The sequence below is a fragment of the Streptomyces sp. NPDC101227 genome, from assembly GCF_044767545.1.
In the GTDB taxonomy this organism is placed as follows: domain Bacteria; phylum Actinomycetota; class Actinomycetes; order Streptomycetales; family Streptomycetaceae; genus Streptomyces.
In genome coordinates, this window is record NZ_JBIWOD010000009.1 from 86,103 (window position 1) to 100,126 (window position 14,024).

General features: G+C 71.5%; 12 protein-coding genes. 4 read left to right on the forward strand and 8 right to left on the reverse strand.

Features of this window, described 5'->3' with window-relative positions:
* Window positions 1-108: 108 nt before the first annotated feature.
* Window positions 109-801, forward strand: coding sequence for a GntR family transcriptional regulator (locus ACIRPT_RS22130; protein WP_403829566.1), 693 nt, complete (start codon window positions 109-111; stop codon window positions 799-801).
* Window positions 798-2,138 (forward strand): nitrate/nitrite transporter, encoded by a 1,341-nt coding sequence (locus ACIRPT_RS22135; protein WP_403829568.1) that lies wholly within the window; start codon window positions 798-800, stop codon window positions 2,136-2,138. Before ACIRPT_RS22130 ends, ACIRPT_RS22135 begins: the two co-directional genes overlap by 4 nt.
* Before the next feature lie 214 nt (window positions 2,139-2,352).
* Here ACIRPT_RS22135 and ACIRPT_RS22140 read toward each other — a convergent pair whose 3' ends face one another.
* On the reverse strand, window positions 2,353-3,177 hold the full coding sequence (locus ACIRPT_RS22140; RefSeq protein WP_403829570.1) for a maleylpyruvate isomerase family mycothiol-dependent enzyme: 825 nt from the start codon (window positions 3,175-3,177) through the stop codon (window positions 2,353-2,355).
* 144 nt (window positions 3,178-3,321) lie between these two features.
* Between ACIRPT_RS22140 and ACIRPT_RS22145 the strand changes: the two genes are divergently transcribed.
* Window positions 3,322-4,110 carry a carbon-nitrogen family hydrolase gene (locus ACIRPT_RS22145; RefSeq protein WP_403829573.1) on the forward strand — a complete coding sequence of 263 codons (789 nt, stop codon included), beginning with the start codon at window positions 3,322-3,324 and terminating at the stop codon, window positions 4,108-4,110.
* A gap of 19 nt (window positions 4,111-4,129) precedes the next feature.
* On the opposite strand, the gene ACIRPT_RS22150 is transcribed toward ACIRPT_RS22145, so the two are convergent.
* On the reverse strand, window positions 4,130-4,660 hold the full coding sequence (locus tag ACIRPT_RS22150) for an LURP-one-related/scramblase family protein (RefSeq protein ID WP_403829575.1): 531 nt from the start codon (window positions 4,658-4,660) through the stop codon (window positions 4,130-4,132).
* A 64-nt stretch (window positions 4,661-4,724) separates the two neighbouring features.
* On the opposite strand from ACIRPT_RS22150, the gene ACIRPT_RS22155 reads away from it, so the two are divergent.
* Entirely contained in the window at window positions 4,725-6,536 is a 1,812-nt protein-coding gene (locus ACIRPT_RS22155; RefSeq protein WP_403829577.1) for an NHL domain-containing thioredoxin family protein, read from the forward strand.
* Window positions 6,537-6,622: 86 nt separating this feature from the next.
* Here the strand turns inward: ACIRPT_RS22155 and ACIRPT_RS22160 are convergent, their stop codons facing one another.
* The 6 genes from ACIRPT_RS22160 to ACIRPT_RS22185 form a co-directional block, all read right to left on the reverse strand.
* A complete protein-coding gene (locus tag ACIRPT_RS22160) occupies window positions 6,623-7,309 on the reverse strand; it encodes a hypothetical protein (RefSeq protein ID WP_403829579.1) in 687 nt (228 codons plus the stop codon).
* Window positions 7,310-7,447: 138 nt separating this feature from the next.
* Window positions 7,448-8,278 (reverse strand): helix-turn-helix domain-containing protein, encoded by an 831-nt coding sequence (locus ACIRPT_RS22165; protein WP_403829582.1) that lies wholly within the window; start codon window positions 8,276-8,278, stop codon window positions 7,448-7,450.
* 181 nt (window positions 8,279-8,459) lie between these two features.
* Entirely contained in the window at window positions 8,460-9,506 is a 1,047-nt protein-coding gene (locus ACIRPT_RS22170) for a hypothetical protein (RefSeq protein ID WP_403829584.1), read from the reverse strand.
* Window positions 9,507-9,831: 325 nt separating this feature from the next.
* Window positions 9,832-10,494, reverse strand: a complete 663-nt coding sequence (locus ACIRPT_RS22175; RefSeq protein WP_403829587.1) for a DUF4232 domain-containing protein — start codon at window positions 10,492-10,494, stop codon at window positions 9,832-9,834.
* A 167-nt stretch (window positions 10,495-10,661) separates the two neighbouring features.
* Entirely contained in the window at window positions 10,662-12,596 is a 1,935-nt protein-coding gene (locus tag ACIRPT_RS22180) for a BTAD domain-containing putative transcriptional regulator (RefSeq protein WP_403829589.1), read from the reverse strand.
* 1 nt (window position 12,597) lies between these two features.
* Window positions 12,598-13,893: a M18 family aminopeptidase gene (locus ACIRPT_RS22185; RefSeq protein ID WP_403829591.1), complete on the reverse strand. Its 1,296-nt coding sequence runs from the start codon at window positions 13,891-13,893 to the stop codon at window positions 12,598-12,600.
* Between the last annotated feature and the right edge of the window lie 131 nt (window positions 13,894-14,024).

A 14,024-nucleotide genomic window follows, 5' to 3' on the forward strand; every position in this document is an offset into this window, starting at 1 on the left:
GCGGGCGAGCGGGGTGCATAGCGCCCCTACCAGCGCAAATGGGTCACTCTTTGTCCGCATCGCGGAATGCGCTGTCAGACGCATACCTGTTGTATCTATCCTGTGCGCATGCCATCTCCGTCCGCGTCCGCCGCCCCCGCCAGAGCTTCCGGCCCCGCTCCCGCCAAGCAGCCGCCCGCCGCCGAGCGGGTCTATGCGCACATCAAGGACGCCGTTCTGCAGCGTCACTATGAGGGCGGCATGCTGCTCACCGAGGGTGAGCTGGCCGAGGCCGTGGGGGTTTCGCGGACGCCGGTGCGGGAGGCGCTGCTGCGGTTGGAGGTCGAGGGGCTGATCAAGCTCTACCCGAAGAAGGGCGCGCTGGTGCTGCCGGTCTCCGCGCAGGAGATCGCCGATGTCGTCGAGACGCGGCTGCTGGTGGAGAAGCACGCGGCGGCCAAGGCCGTACCCGCGAGCCGGGCGCTGACCGCCGAGCTCGAGGAACTGCTGGAGAAGATGCGGGAGCAGGCCGCGTCCGGTGATCTCGCCGCCGTCTCGGTCACCGACCGCTGCTTCCACGCCGCCATCGTGCGCAGCGCCGGCAACCAGATCCTGGACCGGCTCTACGAGCAGCTGCGTGATCGCCAGCTGCGGATGGGCGTCGCCGTCATGCACGCACATCCGGACCGGATCGCCAAGAACATCGCCGAGCACGCGGAGATCCTCCAGGCACTGCGGGACGGCGACGCGGACGCCGCGACCGACGCCGTGCACCGGCACGTCAGCTGGGTTCGCAATCTGGCGCAGGGAGAGGTGCGATGAGCGGGGGAAGTACCGGCGGCCCCGGCACAGGCGGCGGCGCCCCGCGCCTGCTGCCCTCGGACCCGCCCGGCGGCCGTAAGGCCATGGCGGTCTGGGGCATCGGCGTCGCGGTCTACTTCGTCGCGATCACCTACCGCACGAGCCTGGGCGTGGCGGGCCTGGACGCCGCCGAACGCTTCCACATCAACGCCTCGGCGCTGTCCACCTTTTCGATCCTGCAGCTGCTGGTGTACGCGGGCATGCAGATACCCGTCGGCCTGCTGGTCGACCGGCTCGGTGCCAAGAGGGTGCTGACCATCGGCGTCGTGCTCTACACCGTCGGTCAGCTCGGCTTCGCGCTCTCCACGTCGTACGCCATGGCGCTCGGCTCGCGCGCCCTGCTCGGCTGCGGTGACGCGATGACCTTCATCAGCGTGCTGCGGCTGGGCTCGCGGTGGTTCCCGGCCCGCCGTGGCCCGATGATCGCGCAGATCGCGGCGCTCGTCGGGATGGCGGGCAACCTGATCTCCACCCTGGTCCTCGCCCGCTTCCTGCACAGCTTCGGCTGGACCCCGACCTTCGCCTCCAGCGCGGTGGGCGGCGTCGCCGTCCTGGTCCTGCTGCTGGTCTTCCTCAAGGACCACCCCGAGGGATACGAGCCGCCGCCCGCGTCCGCCGAGCACACCGGCGCGGCCTTCGTCCGCCGGCAGATCGCGGATGCCTGGCGCGAGCCCGGCACCCGGCTGGGCATGTGGGTCCACTTCACCACTCAGTTCCCCGCGATGGTCTTCCTGCTGCTGTGGGGCCTGCCGTTCCTCGTCGAGGCGCAGGGCCTCTCCCGCGGCACCGCCGGTGAACTACTCACCCTCATCGTGCTCTCCAACATGGCCGTCGGCCTGATCTACGGCCAGATCATCGCCCGCCACCACGCGGCCCGTACGCCGCTGGCCCTGGGCACCGTCGGCGCCACCGCCCTGCTGTGGGCGATCACCCTGGCGTGGCCGGACGATCACGCGCCCATGGCGTTGCTGATCGTGCTGTGCACGGTCATGGGGGCCTGCGGCCCCGCCTCGATGATCGGCTTCGACTTCGCGCGGCCCGCCAACCCACCCGAGCGTCAGGGCACCGCCTCCGGCATCGTCAACATGGGCGGCTTCACCGCCTCGATGACGACCCTGCTTGCCATCGGCGTCCTGCTCGACGCGACCGGTGACAACTACCGGATCGCCTTCGCCTCCGTCTTCGTCCTGGAGGCGCTCGGCGTCTCCCAGATCCTGCGCCTGCGCCGCCGCGCGGCCCGCCGCGAACGTGAACGGCTGGTCGTCAGCCGGGTGGAGGCGGTCCACGTCCCGGTGTGAGGTGGCGCAGGAATCGGGTCCCGGGGGCGCCGGGCGACGTCCCGAGGAGGCGCACTGACGTCGTCGGCGGAGCGCACTGTTTCACGTGAAACAGCCAAGCCCTTGCTCGCCTTCCGCCACGCACATGGCCCCATGCCGCCGGTGGACGCCGCTCGCCGGAGACGCCCCGTCAGGTGCCGGTTCCGGCCGGGGCGTCCCTCGAAGCCGGCGTCGGTTACGGCGTGACCGCGAAGTTGTCCAGGATCGCCGCGGCCAGCTCCTGATCGCCGTCGATCTTGATCTGCTCGGCGACGGCCGCCAGGCGCACCCGGCCGCAGGCCAGACGGTGGAAGATGTCCCAGTCCAGGGCGAGCGTCGCCGTCGGGCCGAGCGAGACGCTGCCGTTGATCGTGCCGTTGCCCTCGGAGTCGACACGTACCGTGCGCATGAACTCCAGCGGGCCGCTGACATCGAAGACCACGGCGGAATCGGCGGGTGCCTGGGCCCTCTTGGTGACCACGGCGGGCAGCGTCTTCAGCAACAGATCGCGCGTCAGATGGGCGCCGGGGGAGTCGAGGTTGCCGGGCTTGCCGAGCGCCCGGCGCAGGTCCTGCTCATGTACCCAGACGTCGAAGGCCCGCTGCTGGAGCACGAAGTCCAGCGGTCGGTCCTCGGCGAGCGGGCTGCGCACCACCGTGTCCGGCTGACGGGTCTCGTTGCGCAGCTGCCGGGAGCGCCGGATGACGGTGTATTCGAGCTCGCTGAGCATCTCCGGCGCGGTGTGGTGCCGCCGGACATCGACCTGGACCTCCATACGACGGGCCGACTCGCTGCGCACGTGGTAGAGGTCGCGCGGCAGGGTGTGGATCGGCCGCGGGTCGCCGAGCATCTCGCATTCCAGACCGATCACATGCGAGACGACATCGCGCACGGACCACCCTGGGAGGTCCGTAGCCCTGCTCCACTCGCCCTCGACGAGCGGAGTCACCAGCTCGGCTATTGCTTCTATGGAGTGCGTCCAGGCATCGATGGAGGACTGAAGGCTGGGATGGACGGTCACGGGACCCCTCGGACGGTTCGTACGCGGGCTGCTGTCTGTGCAGTTAAGTTACGCTGCGCACGGGCACCCCGGCAGTGCTTTCGGGTGACCATCGTAGGTGGATGTTTGACGGCGGCCCGGTTCGAAAGCTTAGGCGGTGGTACTGTGCGCGCTTCGTTGCTGCAGATTGGCGTGGATCCGGCGGAATCCGTCAATTCCCGGCGGATGCGGGTGGCTTCGCTGGTGCGTGAGCAGTCCGGCAGCGATCTCGTGGTGCTTCCCGAGCTGTGGCCGGTCGGCGCGTTCGCCGCCGAGCTCTTCGCCACCGAGGCGGAAGCGCTGACCGGCCCGACGCATGACGCGATGGCCGCGGCCGCGCGGGACGCCGGGGTCTGGCTGCACGCCGGATCGGTCATCGAGCGAGCCGCCGACGGCACCCTGTACAACACCTCGCTGGTCTTCTCCCCCGATGGCGGCCTCGCCGCCACCTACCGCAAGATTCACCGTTTCGGTTTCGACGAGGGCGAGGCGGTCCTGCTGGGGGCCGGCGACCGGGCCGTCACGGTCGGTCTTCCGGGGACCACCGTGGGCCTTGCCACGTGTTACGACCTCCGCTTTCCGGAACTCTTCCGGCAGTTGACGGCGGCCGGCGCGGAGCTGCTGATCGTGCCGGCCGGCTGGCCCGCCCGCCGCCGCGCGCATTGGTCGCTGCTGGCCCGCGCCCGCGCCGTGGAGAACCAGTGCTACGTCCTGGCCTGCGGCACCGCAGGCACCCATGCCGACGTCGAACAGGCCGGTCACAGCGTCGTCGTCGACCCCTGGGGCGAGGTATTGGCCGAGGCCGGGCCGGACGAAGAGGTGCTGACCGTCGACCTCGACCCGGCCAAGGTCGCCAAGACCCGCGCCGACTTCCCCGTGCTGCGCGACCGGGTCCTGGGCCTCGACCGGCCATAAGGCGAGCCGCGCGGGGACGTCAGTCCTCCCCGCGCTCCCGCTCCGCCAGCCGGATCACACACACCGCGACGGCGATCAGCAGCGCCGGGTCCGCGTCCTCCCGTACGACATCGACCCCGTACGTGTCCCGTACGGTCAGCCAGCGCCGCGAGATGGCGGCCAGCAGTTCGCCCTCGTACTCGACCGCGAACTCCCGGTCCAGGATCTTGCCGCTGACGTCCAGCTCGGTGCCGTCCACCAGCTCAACGCGGTAGTGGTTGCGCAGCAGCGAGAGCCGCTTGCGCCGGATGGTGGCCAGCGGCCGGTCGTCGCGCTCGATGGTCATGGTGTCGCGCAGGGCCAGCATCTTCTTGCGGATGGTGACCAGCACCCGGCCCTGCAGGTCCTTGAGCTCGAAGGTCTCGCGCAGCCGCAGCGCCTTCCCGTCGACGAGGAAGACATGCCGCCCGTGATCGTCCTCGATCCAGTAGTCGTCGCCGATGCCGAGGATCCGGTCGCGTACGAGGTACTTGCTGGGGGCTGGGGGCCGGCCCCCGGGTGAGTGCAGCATGGCTGAGGTGTTCCCCGGACCCCCTGCGGAATGCACACGCACCGGGGTGACGTTGAATGTGCACATGGCTTCACGTGCGCGCGTCCGGGCCCCCGAGCTGATCGGCAAGGGCGGCTGGCTCAACACCGGCGGTAATGAACTCACCCTGTCTGACCTGCGAGGACGCATTGTCATCCTCGATTTCTGGACGTTTTGCTGTGTGAACTGCCTGCACGTTCTGGACGAGCTACGCGAACTGGAGGAGCGCCACCGCGACACCGTCGTGATCATCGGCGTGCACTCCCCCAAGTTCGTCCACGAGGCCGAGCACCAGGCCGTCGTGGACGCCGTCGAGCGCTACGGCGTCGAGCACCCGGTCCTCGACGACCCGGAGCTCGCCACCTGGAAGCAGTACGCCGTCCGGGCCTGGCCCACCCTCGTCGTCATCGACCCCGAGGGCTATGTCGTCGCCCAGCACGCCGGTGAGGGCCATGCGCATGCCCTCGGGAAGCTCGTCGAGGAGCTGACGGCCGAGCATGGCGCGAAGGGGACGCTGCGCCGCGGCGACGGCCCGTATGTGCCGCCGGAGCCGGTCGCCACCGATCTGCGCTTCCCCGGCAAGGCCGTACGGCTCCCCGGAGGCAGCTTCCTCGTCTCGGACACCACCCGGCACCAGCTGGTGGAGCTGGCGGCGGACGGCGAAAAGGTGCTGCGCCGGATCGGGAGCGGCGAGCGCGGGCCGGCCGCCGACTCCTTCAACGAGCCGCAGGGCCTGGCGCTGCTGCCCGATGGCAAGGTCGCCGTCGCGGACACCGTCAACCACGCCATCCGGGTCTTCGACCCCGAGAGCGGCGCGCTGGAGACGGTGGCGGGCACCGGCAAGCAGTGGTGGCAGGGCTCGCCGACCTCGGGGCCGGCCCGCGAGGTGGATCTCTCCTCGCCGTGGGACATCGCCTGGTGGCAGGACCGGCTGTGGATCGCGATGGCCGGCGTCCACCAGCTGTGGACGTACGACCCGGCCACGGGCACGGTCCAGGTCGCGGCCGGCACCACCAACGAGGGCCTGGTGGACGGCCCGGCGGCGGAGGCGTGGTTCGCCCAGCCGTCCGGGCTCGCGGCGGCCGGGGACCGGCTGTGGGTCGCGGACTCCGAGACCAGCGCGGTGCGCTGGGTGCAGCGCACGGATACGGGCGACGGCTACGAGGTCCGTACGGCCGTGGGCACCGGGCTCTTCGACTTCGGGCACCGCGACGGCGCGGCCGATCAGGCGCTGCTGCAGCACCCGCTGGGCGTCACGGCGCTGCCCGACGGCTCGGTCGCCATCGCGGACACGTACAACCACGCGCTGCGCCGCTTCGACCCCGCGAGCGGCGAGGTGACGACGCTGGCGACCGATCTGCGCGAGCCCTCGGCGGCGGTGCTGGCCGACGACGACATCGTGGTGGTGGAGTCCGCGCGGCACCGCCTGACCCGGCTGCGGCTGCCGGAAGAGGCGGTCCGCGTCGAGTCGGTGGCCCATCGCACCCAGCGCGCGGCCACCGAGGTGGCCCCGGGCAAGCTCCGGCTGGACGTGGTTTTCCAGGCCCCCGCGGGCCAGAAGCTCGACACCCGCTACGGCCCCTCGACGCGCCTGCTGGTCAGCTCGACCCCGCCGGAGCTGCTCGCCGACGGCGCGGGCCCGGACACCGACCTCGGCCGGGACCTGGTGCTCGCCGACGGGGTGACCGAGGGTGTGCTGCATGTCTCGGCGATGGCGGCGTCCTGCGACGACGACCCCGCGATCGAGTACCCCGCCTGCCATGTGCACCAGCAGGACTGGGGCGTTCCGGTGCGGGTCGTCGACGGCGGGGCGCCCAGGCTGGCACTCGTCCTGGCGGGGCTCGACGAGGGAGCGTAGGACCGACGGTGCTCGTCCTTGCTGGTTTCACGTGAAACCAGCAAGGACGAGCACGGTGTCGGGGGCGACTCACCCGCCGGTCATGGCTACTTGACCGGGCGGGAGTTCGTCGCCGACTGGGCCCGGTTCAGGCTCAGGTACCAGTCGCTGACCTTGGCGGTCTTGCCGATCGAGGGGTGCTGATCGTACTGCCCGAAGTGAACGGGGGTGGCCGTCCGCTGCACGGAGAACTCATGCCGCTTCATGACGCCGAAGTACATGAGGGACTGTGCCTTCCCCTTGTCCGAGGCGGTCTTGGTCGGGATGGTCGCGTAGGCGGTCGCGCCCGGCGCGACCTGGATCCGATGGCCGTTCATGAAGCCCGGAGCGCCTTCGTAGAGCGCCACCGGCTTCGTGCTGTCGTACGACCCGTCCTTAGAGAGGGCGTCGCCGCGGAACAGCATCGGAGCGTTGTAGAGATAGCAGGACGAGCTGGTCTTGTTGCGGTATTTCACGATCACCTGGCTCGGCTCGGACACCTGGACGAACCTGAACGAGCCCGGAATGGGGCGGCACATGCTCCGGTCCCTGCTCGCAGCGGCGCCTGCACCCGCTCCCGCTCCCGCGCCACCACCGATGATCCTGTGCTTCTTGCTCTTCGACGACGAGGAAGAAGAGCTCCTCTTCGACTTCTTGGAGGAGTGGCTGTTGCAGCCGGTCAGCGCGAGCGAACCGGCGAGCCCGAGGGCCAGCGCGGCATACGCGACGGAGCGGCGGGAGCGGCGTGCGGTCATGGGTGGGTCCCCCAGTAAGTCACTGCGGATCAGCGAGTGGTGTGTGTCATGGCACGGCCACGATATCGATTGCCGGTCCAGGCTCCAGGAGCGGTTCATGGCGGCGGTATCTATGCAGGTCAAGGGGTGTGGGCGGGATCAGTCCGGACAACTGGGCAAGTCGCTGTTCTCCAGCTGTTCCGGGCGAATCCGGATGCCCGGCACCCATACCTGTTTGCCATCGTGGTCGACCTGGAACCACAGGCTGCTGTGTCCGCCCGCCTCGTCCGTGACCGTGACCCCGTTGGCGATCCGGCAGCGGGCGTGCAGCGTGTCGCCGTGCCAGACATGGCCGGCGACGTTGGAGCGGCGGTAGGGGACGTAGGGGTCGCGGGCCAGCCCGAGCGCGCAGTTTTCGGAGCGGCTGTGCCGGCAGTCCCGCTCGACGTTGTGGACGGTGATCCGGGCCGAGCCGGTGCCCGCCGCCGTGCCCTGGGGCCCGTCCGTTCCGGATCCGGTCAGTGCCGGTACGGCGAACGCGGCGGCGCCCAGCACGGCGACCGTACCGGCCGCGGCGAGCACCAGCGGCAGCCGCCGCCGTCCGGGCGGTACCGAGTCCCGGGCGTCCGTTCCGACGGCGACCTCGGTCTCCGCGGTCGTGGGCGGAGTGCCTTCCGCCGCCTCATGGGCCCGGTGCAGCAGCTCGACCAGCGCGGGCAGCCGGTCCTCACCGGTGAAGGAGAGCTTGCACCACTGCACCAGCAGCCGCTCGTCCGGCAGGCTCTGGCCGCGCAGATAGCGCGAAAGGGAGGAACGGCTTGCAGGCAGCCGGCTCTCCAAGTCCTTGAGGCTGTAGCCCAGTTCACCGTGCATACGACGCAATGCCGAGACGAAGTCCCGTACGGGTCCGGTGAGTTCGTCGGGCAGCGGGGCCAGTGGCTTGCGGCGGACATTTGCGGGCTGGTTCGGATTGCCAGGCACGTCTGGCATTCCAGCACAGCGGACATGCGCGCGCGAGGGGCACTTCCGCTCCCCTGTGACGGAAGTACCCCTCGTTACGCGATCCGGATCAGACCCGGACCAGCTGGTGACGTTTCACGTGAAACCGCGTGATGCCGATCATGTGCTGCCGACGGCGCGATGTTTTACGTGAAACATCGCCACCCACGGCTCAGTCGCCGAACTTCACCGGTCGGTACGGCTTGAATTCGGCGTCACCGCCCGGAAGCCCGTACGTCAGGCTCCGGTGGTCGGTGCCGTGCCCACCGCGCTGTTCGTAGGCGGTGTACGAGGAGTGCGCATCGTTGTTCCACTTCTCGAAGATCACCACGTGCCGGGTGTTGCTGTCGCCGGCCGCGTCTATCAGCAGGTCGCCGGGCTTCAGCTCGCCCACCGAGATGGGCCGGGTGATACCGCGGTTGGTGGCCAGCCCCACGGTGTTGGTGCCGGGCGTCGGCAGGCCGAGCGCCATGGAGGCATAGCCGGAGCAGTCCTGGCGATAGCCGTCCTTCCAGACCTTCGCCTGGCTGTACGGGACCTGGGCGCCGCCGTTCGCGGTGAGCCAGGCGGCCGCGTGGTTCAGCATCTCCTGGCGGGTGCCGCCGGGCCGCGGAGGCTGCGGGCTGCCCTGGACCGGCACCCCCGGCAGCCGGTCCTGCGGAATGTCCACCGCGACCACGCTGAGGAAGCCACTGACCGGGCCGGTGATATGCGCCATGAATGTCGAGCAGGCGTTGCCCTCACACACCTTGTGGCCGGTGTCCACCTGGTAGTCCGCGGTGATCCGGTCCTGCCCAGGCGCGGACTTGTTGATCATTCCGACCGAGGGTGAGTTGGTGTCGGCGGTGGCGTGCACCACCCATCGCGTGCCCCAGGTGGGGAAGTCGGCGGCCGCGGCCTGCCGCACGGACCCGGCGCCCGCGGCACGGGCGGTGAGCGCCGAGGTGGCGGCGGCCTTGCCGGTGGTGTCGCGGGAGAGCTTGGTCGTGGCCACCGAGTGCCCGCCGGCCGCCGCGGCGCCGCCCTCGCTGCCGTGGGCGATCCCGGCGAACGCACCGATTCCTATGCCCGCCGCGGCGACCGCGGGTATCGCCTTGCGCAGCAGGGTCCTACGGAACGGGGAGCGCGGCCCCAGCCCCTCGCCGCCGCCGGCCGCGAGGACCTCCCCGGGGTTTGCGCCGTCTGCCGGATGCGTGTTCTCGTGCTGGTGCTCGTACATGCCGATTCCCCTCCGCGTACGGCCGGTTGGGCGGATCGGCCCGCCGGCCCTCGGTACGCCGCCGGACGGTCCGGTCGCGGCGACGGCAACCATCGTGTTCCGGGGCGGGCGGCCGCTCGGCGCCTGCGTGTCCCATGGGACGTCCCGTCCGGGCGCAAGCCGGTGACCTGCGGAGACATGGGTGCGAGGGGCCGGGAGCGGGACAACGTACGGGCATCGCCGGGACATGACGGGACATCGCCCGGCGCGCCCGTAGCACATACGCAAAAGGCAGGGCGCCCGCTGGGGGATGCGGGCGCCCTGGTTCATGGGGTGGTGCGACGGCCTACCAAGCGGCGGCGTCGCTCGGGTCCGACTGCCAGTAGGTCACCCAGGCGCTGTCGTCGACGTACACCGAGCCGCCCGGCAGCGCCACCTTCCCGGCGCCGCCGATGCTGCCCTTGCCGTCCCGGCCGGGGAGGCCGACGCTCAGCGACGTCACCTTGCGGCCATGGCGCCCGCTGCCGTCCGCGGAGGAGGTCAGCACGGCGGCGTAGCCGGACGCGCCGGGGGCGAGGGTGACCACCGCCTGCGGCTTGCTGTCCGGGAGGTCGGGGATCGGGGACTGGGCGTCATCGAACCGCAGATGCGGCGCGGCGTAGAGGTCGCACGGAGAACCGGAGGTGTTGGTGGCCTCCAGCAGGAGGTGGTTGACGGGCCGGGCGAGCGGCTTCGCCACGACGCGGGTCTTCGCGGCGTCACAGGCGTGGTGCCGGACGTGGGCCCCCGGCCGGCTCCCGCCGATGCCGTCGGCGCCGTCCCCGGCCGCCGCGTACCGGGCGGCCAGGGGTTCCGACGCGACCGGCTCGGCGGGCCGCGTCTGGAGCGCATCGGCGTCGTCCTGGCTGCCGCAGGCGGTGAGGGCGAGCGCGGCGACGGCGGTCAGCCCGGCCGCGGCGATCCGCAGCGTACGGCTGTGAGCGCGGCGGGCGGTTGCGTTGCGTGGCATCTCGGGCCTCCCCCTGTCGGCGGTCCGGCCGGCGAGAGGGCCGGTCCTGCGCCGGCCACCCCGGCGTCGGTCCCGCGGTCTGCCCACCACATTGCCGCCCTGCGCTGCCGTTCCACTAACGCCGGCCTAACGCGCCGAGGGCGCCGCGTACCGCCCGCCGAAGCGGTTCACTTCCCGGCGCCGCCACCCTTCTCGCCACGCTCATCCCGCTCATCCCGCGCGAACAGCTGGGTGAGCGTGCTGATCGTGTAGACGTCGGTGGCCTCTTCGTCCACGAGATGCATCTCCGCCAGCCGGTCCAGCCCGTCCTGGGTGCGCTCCGGGTCGTACCCGGCGAGCGCCGCCGCCACGGACGCGTTCAGATGCCCGTCCGCGCTCTTGGCCAGCGCGCTGAGCAGCCGGGCGTCGTCCGCCGACAGCCGGGCGACCGACATCCGCAGCGCCGCGGCGATGCCGGTGTCCTCCGCCGACAGCAGCGCCAGCCGCCGCTGTTCGTCGCGCAGCGCCGCGGCCAGCCGGGCCAGCCGCCAGCGCGGCCGGGCGGTCAGCTGGGCGGCCGCGGCCCGCAGCGCCAGCGGCAGCCCATCGCACAGATCCACCAGTTCCCGGGCTGCGGCCGGGTCCTCGGCGACCCGTTCCGGGCCGAGCATCGCGCCCAGCAGCGCCGCGCCCTCCTCGTGGCCGAGCACCTGGATGCCCACCGGCCGGGCGCAGTCGGTGGCGACCAACCCGTCGAGCCGGCTGCGGCTGGTGACGACCGTGGCGCAGCGCGGGCCGCCCGGCAGCAGCGGCCGGACCTGCGCGGAGCTGCGGGCGTTGTCGAGGACGACGAGCAGCCGGCGCTCGGCGACCAGCGACCGGAACAGCGCCGAGGCGGCCTGCGCCGAGCCGGGCACCCGCTCCGGCGGCGTGCCGAGCGCGAGCAGGAAGTCGCGCAGGATCTCGGCGGCCGGTGCCTCGTCGCCCTCGCCGAAGCCGCGCAGATCGGCGAAGAGCTGCCCGTCCGGGAAGGCCGCGGCATGCAGATGCGCCCACTGCACGGCGCAGGCGGTCTTGCCGACGCCGGCCGGACCGGCGACCACGGCCAGCGGGCTCTCGCCCGTCGTGTGATCGGTCAGGACATCGGTCAGTGCGGCGAGTTGATGATCACGTCCGAGGAACCGGGCCGGCGGCCTGGGCAGCAGCCGCGGCGCGGCCCGCGCGGCCCCCTCCCGGGCGCCTGGACCCGCGCCCGTGGCACTCGCTTGCCCGGGTACCCGCCCCGCCCCGGCCGCGGGAGCCGTCCCGCCGGCCGACGCCTGGCGCCCGTCGGCGCCGCCGGAAGCCGGAGCCGGCGATCCCTTTGCCGCGGAGGTCCCCTCCCGCTCCGCCCGCAGAATCTCCTCGTAGGCGCCGCTCAGCCGCTCCCCCGGGTCCACCCCCAGCTCCTCATTGAGCAGCCGCCGCGTGCGGTGGAACCACTCGAGCGCGTCGGACTGCCGCCCCGCCCGGAACAGCGCCCGCATCAGCGCGGCGATCAGCCCTTCCCGCAGCGGATGGCTGACGGCCGCGGAATAGAGAATGGCCGCGGCCTGCTCATGCTCACCGAGCGTGCCGTGTGCCCGCGCCAGCGCCTCGACGGCCGTCAGCCGGCGCTCCTCCAGCGCGTGCGCCGCGGCCGCGAACGGCGGGCTGGTGACCGTGCCGGTCAGCGCCGGACCGCGCCACAGCCCCAGCGCCTCCCGCAGCAGCGGCACGGCATCGCCCGGCGCCGCCTCCGGCCGAGCGAGCGCCACCAGTTCCCCGAACCGGTGGGCGTCGATCAACTCCTCCGGCAGCCGCAGCAGATACGCGGATCCGTGCGTGGTCAGCTCGATGCCGTACGCCGCCGCCCCGCCTTCGGCGAGCGTGGCGCGCAGCCGCGAGACATGTCCCTGGACGACCGTACGGGCGTGTTCGGGCGGCTCGTCCTCCCAAAGGGAGTCGATCAACTGCTCGAGTGGCACGGTGGTATTGGGCTGCAACAGCAGCAGCGCCAGCACGCTGCGCCGTTTGGCGGGCCCGAGCGGCAGCTCCCCGGCGCCGGTCGTGACCGCGACCGGGCCCAGCATTGAGAATTCCAACTCAGCCCTCCAGGAAGGCCGTCAGGGCGTTCGCCAGCAGATACGGGTCCTTGGCGCCGCACAGCTCACGTGCCGAGTGCATGGAGAGGATCGCGACGCCTATGTCGACCGTCGCGATGCCGTGCCGGGCGGCGGTGATCGGGCCGATCGTCGTCCCGCAGGGCATCGAGTTGTTCGACACAAAGGACTGCCACGGCACCCCTGCCCGTTCACAGGCCGCCGCGAACACCGCCCGGCCGCTGCCGTCGGTGGCATATCTCTGGTTCACATTGACCTTCAGGATCGGCCCGCCGTTGGGCATCGGGTGATGCCCCGGCTCGTGCCGCTCGCTGTAGTTGGGGTGTACGGCGTGCCCGGTGTCGGACGAGAGGCAGATGGTGCCCGCGAACGCCCGCGCACGGTCCTCGTACGAACCGCCGCGCGCGAAGACCGAACGCTCCAGCACCGTGCCGAGCAGCGGGCCGTCCGCGCCGGTGTCGGACTGGCTGCCGTTCTCCTCGTGGTCGAAGGCGGCCAGCACCGGGATGGTGGTCAGCGCGCTCCCGGCGGCGGCCACGGCGGTCAGCGAGGCCGTACCGGCGTGCACCGAAAGCAGGTTGTCCATCCGCGGCCCGGCGACCAGCTCCTGATCGCGCCCCAGATAGGCGGGCGGCTCGATGCTGTGCACCATCAGGTCCCAGCCCTGCACCTCCCCGGCCGCGAGGCCGATCTCTTCCTCGACGAAGGAGATCAGATCGCCCTCCGCGACCTCGCCCAGACCCCAGATCGGCGTCATGTGCCGCTGCTTGTCCAGCTTCAGTCCGTCGGAGTTCACCGACCGGTCGAGATGCACGGCCAGTTGCGGGACGCGGAGCAGCGCCCGGTCGACGTTCACCAGGCGGTGGCTGCCGTCCTTGAGCGTCACCCGCCCGCTGAGTCCCAGATCGCGGTCGAGCCAGGTGTTGAGCAGCGTGCCGCCGTACACCTCGACGGCGACCTGCCGCCAGCCGCGCGCACCGGTGTCGGGAATCGGCTTCACCCGCAAATTGGGAGAGTCGGTGTGAGCCCCCACAATCCGGTACGGAGTGGCCGCGTCCGCGCCCTGCGGCACGTACCAGGCGATGATCGCCCCGCCGCGCAGCACATACTTCCCGCCGCTCCGCCCGTCCCATGCATCGGTCTCCGCGACCTGCCGGAATCCGGCCTTCTCCAGCCGCTCCGCCGCATTCGCCACCGCGTGGTACGGCGATGGACTGGCCGCAAGGAAAGACATCAGGTCGTCGGTGTGGCCGCGATCAAAGCGGGTGGAGTGGCTCATGCCCTCAGCATAAGGAGCCGAACCCCTCAATCCCGGTGCTCGCGGGCCGTGACTCCGGTCCCTTCCAGCCATGATGTGTGCGATCTACACCGAAGCTCGGCGGAAGGTGTGGTTCCGGTTGCTCGCTCCGC

What these genes read in the sequence shown, in the direction of transcription:
- ACIRPT_RS22130 (WP_403829566.1), top strand. Translation starts at nt 109, where the DNA reads ATGCCATCTCCGTCCGCGTCCGCCGCCCCCGCCAGAGCTTCCGGCCCC.
- ACIRPT_RS22135 (WP_403829568.1), top strand. Translation starts at nt 798, where the DNA reads ATGAGCGGGGGAAGTACCGGCGGCCCCGGCACAGGCGGCGGCGCCCCG.
- ACIRPT_RS22150 (WP_403829575.1), bottom strand. Translation starts at nt 4,660, where the DNA reads ATGCTGCACTCACCCGGGGGCCGGCCCCCAGCCCCCAGCAAGTACCTC.
- ACIRPT_RS22155 (WP_403829577.1), top strand. Translation starts at nt 4,725, where the DNA reads ATGGCTTCACGTGCGCGCGTCCGGGCCCCCGAGCTGATCGGCAAGGGC.
- ACIRPT_RS22160 (WP_403829579.1), bottom strand. Translation starts at nt 7,309, where the DNA reads ATGACCGCACGCCGCTCCCGCCGCTCCGTCGCGTATGCCGCGCTGGCC.
- ACIRPT_RS22165 (WP_403829582.1), bottom strand. Translation starts at nt 8,278, where the DNA reads ATGCCAGACGTGCCTGGCAATCCGAACCAGCCCGCAAATGTCCGCCGC.
- ACIRPT_RS22170 (WP_403829584.1), bottom strand. Translation starts at nt 9,506, where the DNA reads ATGTACGAGCACCAGCACGAGAACACGCATCCGGCAGACGGCGCAAAC.
- ACIRPT_RS22175 (WP_403829587.1), bottom strand. Translation starts at nt 10,494, where the DNA reads ATGCCACGCAACGCAACCGCCCGCCGCGCTCACAGCCGTACGCTGCGG.
- ACIRPT_RS22185 (WP_403829591.1), bottom strand. Translation starts at nt 13,893, where the DNA reads ATGAGCCACTCCACCCGCTTTGATCGCGGCCACACCGACGACCTGATG.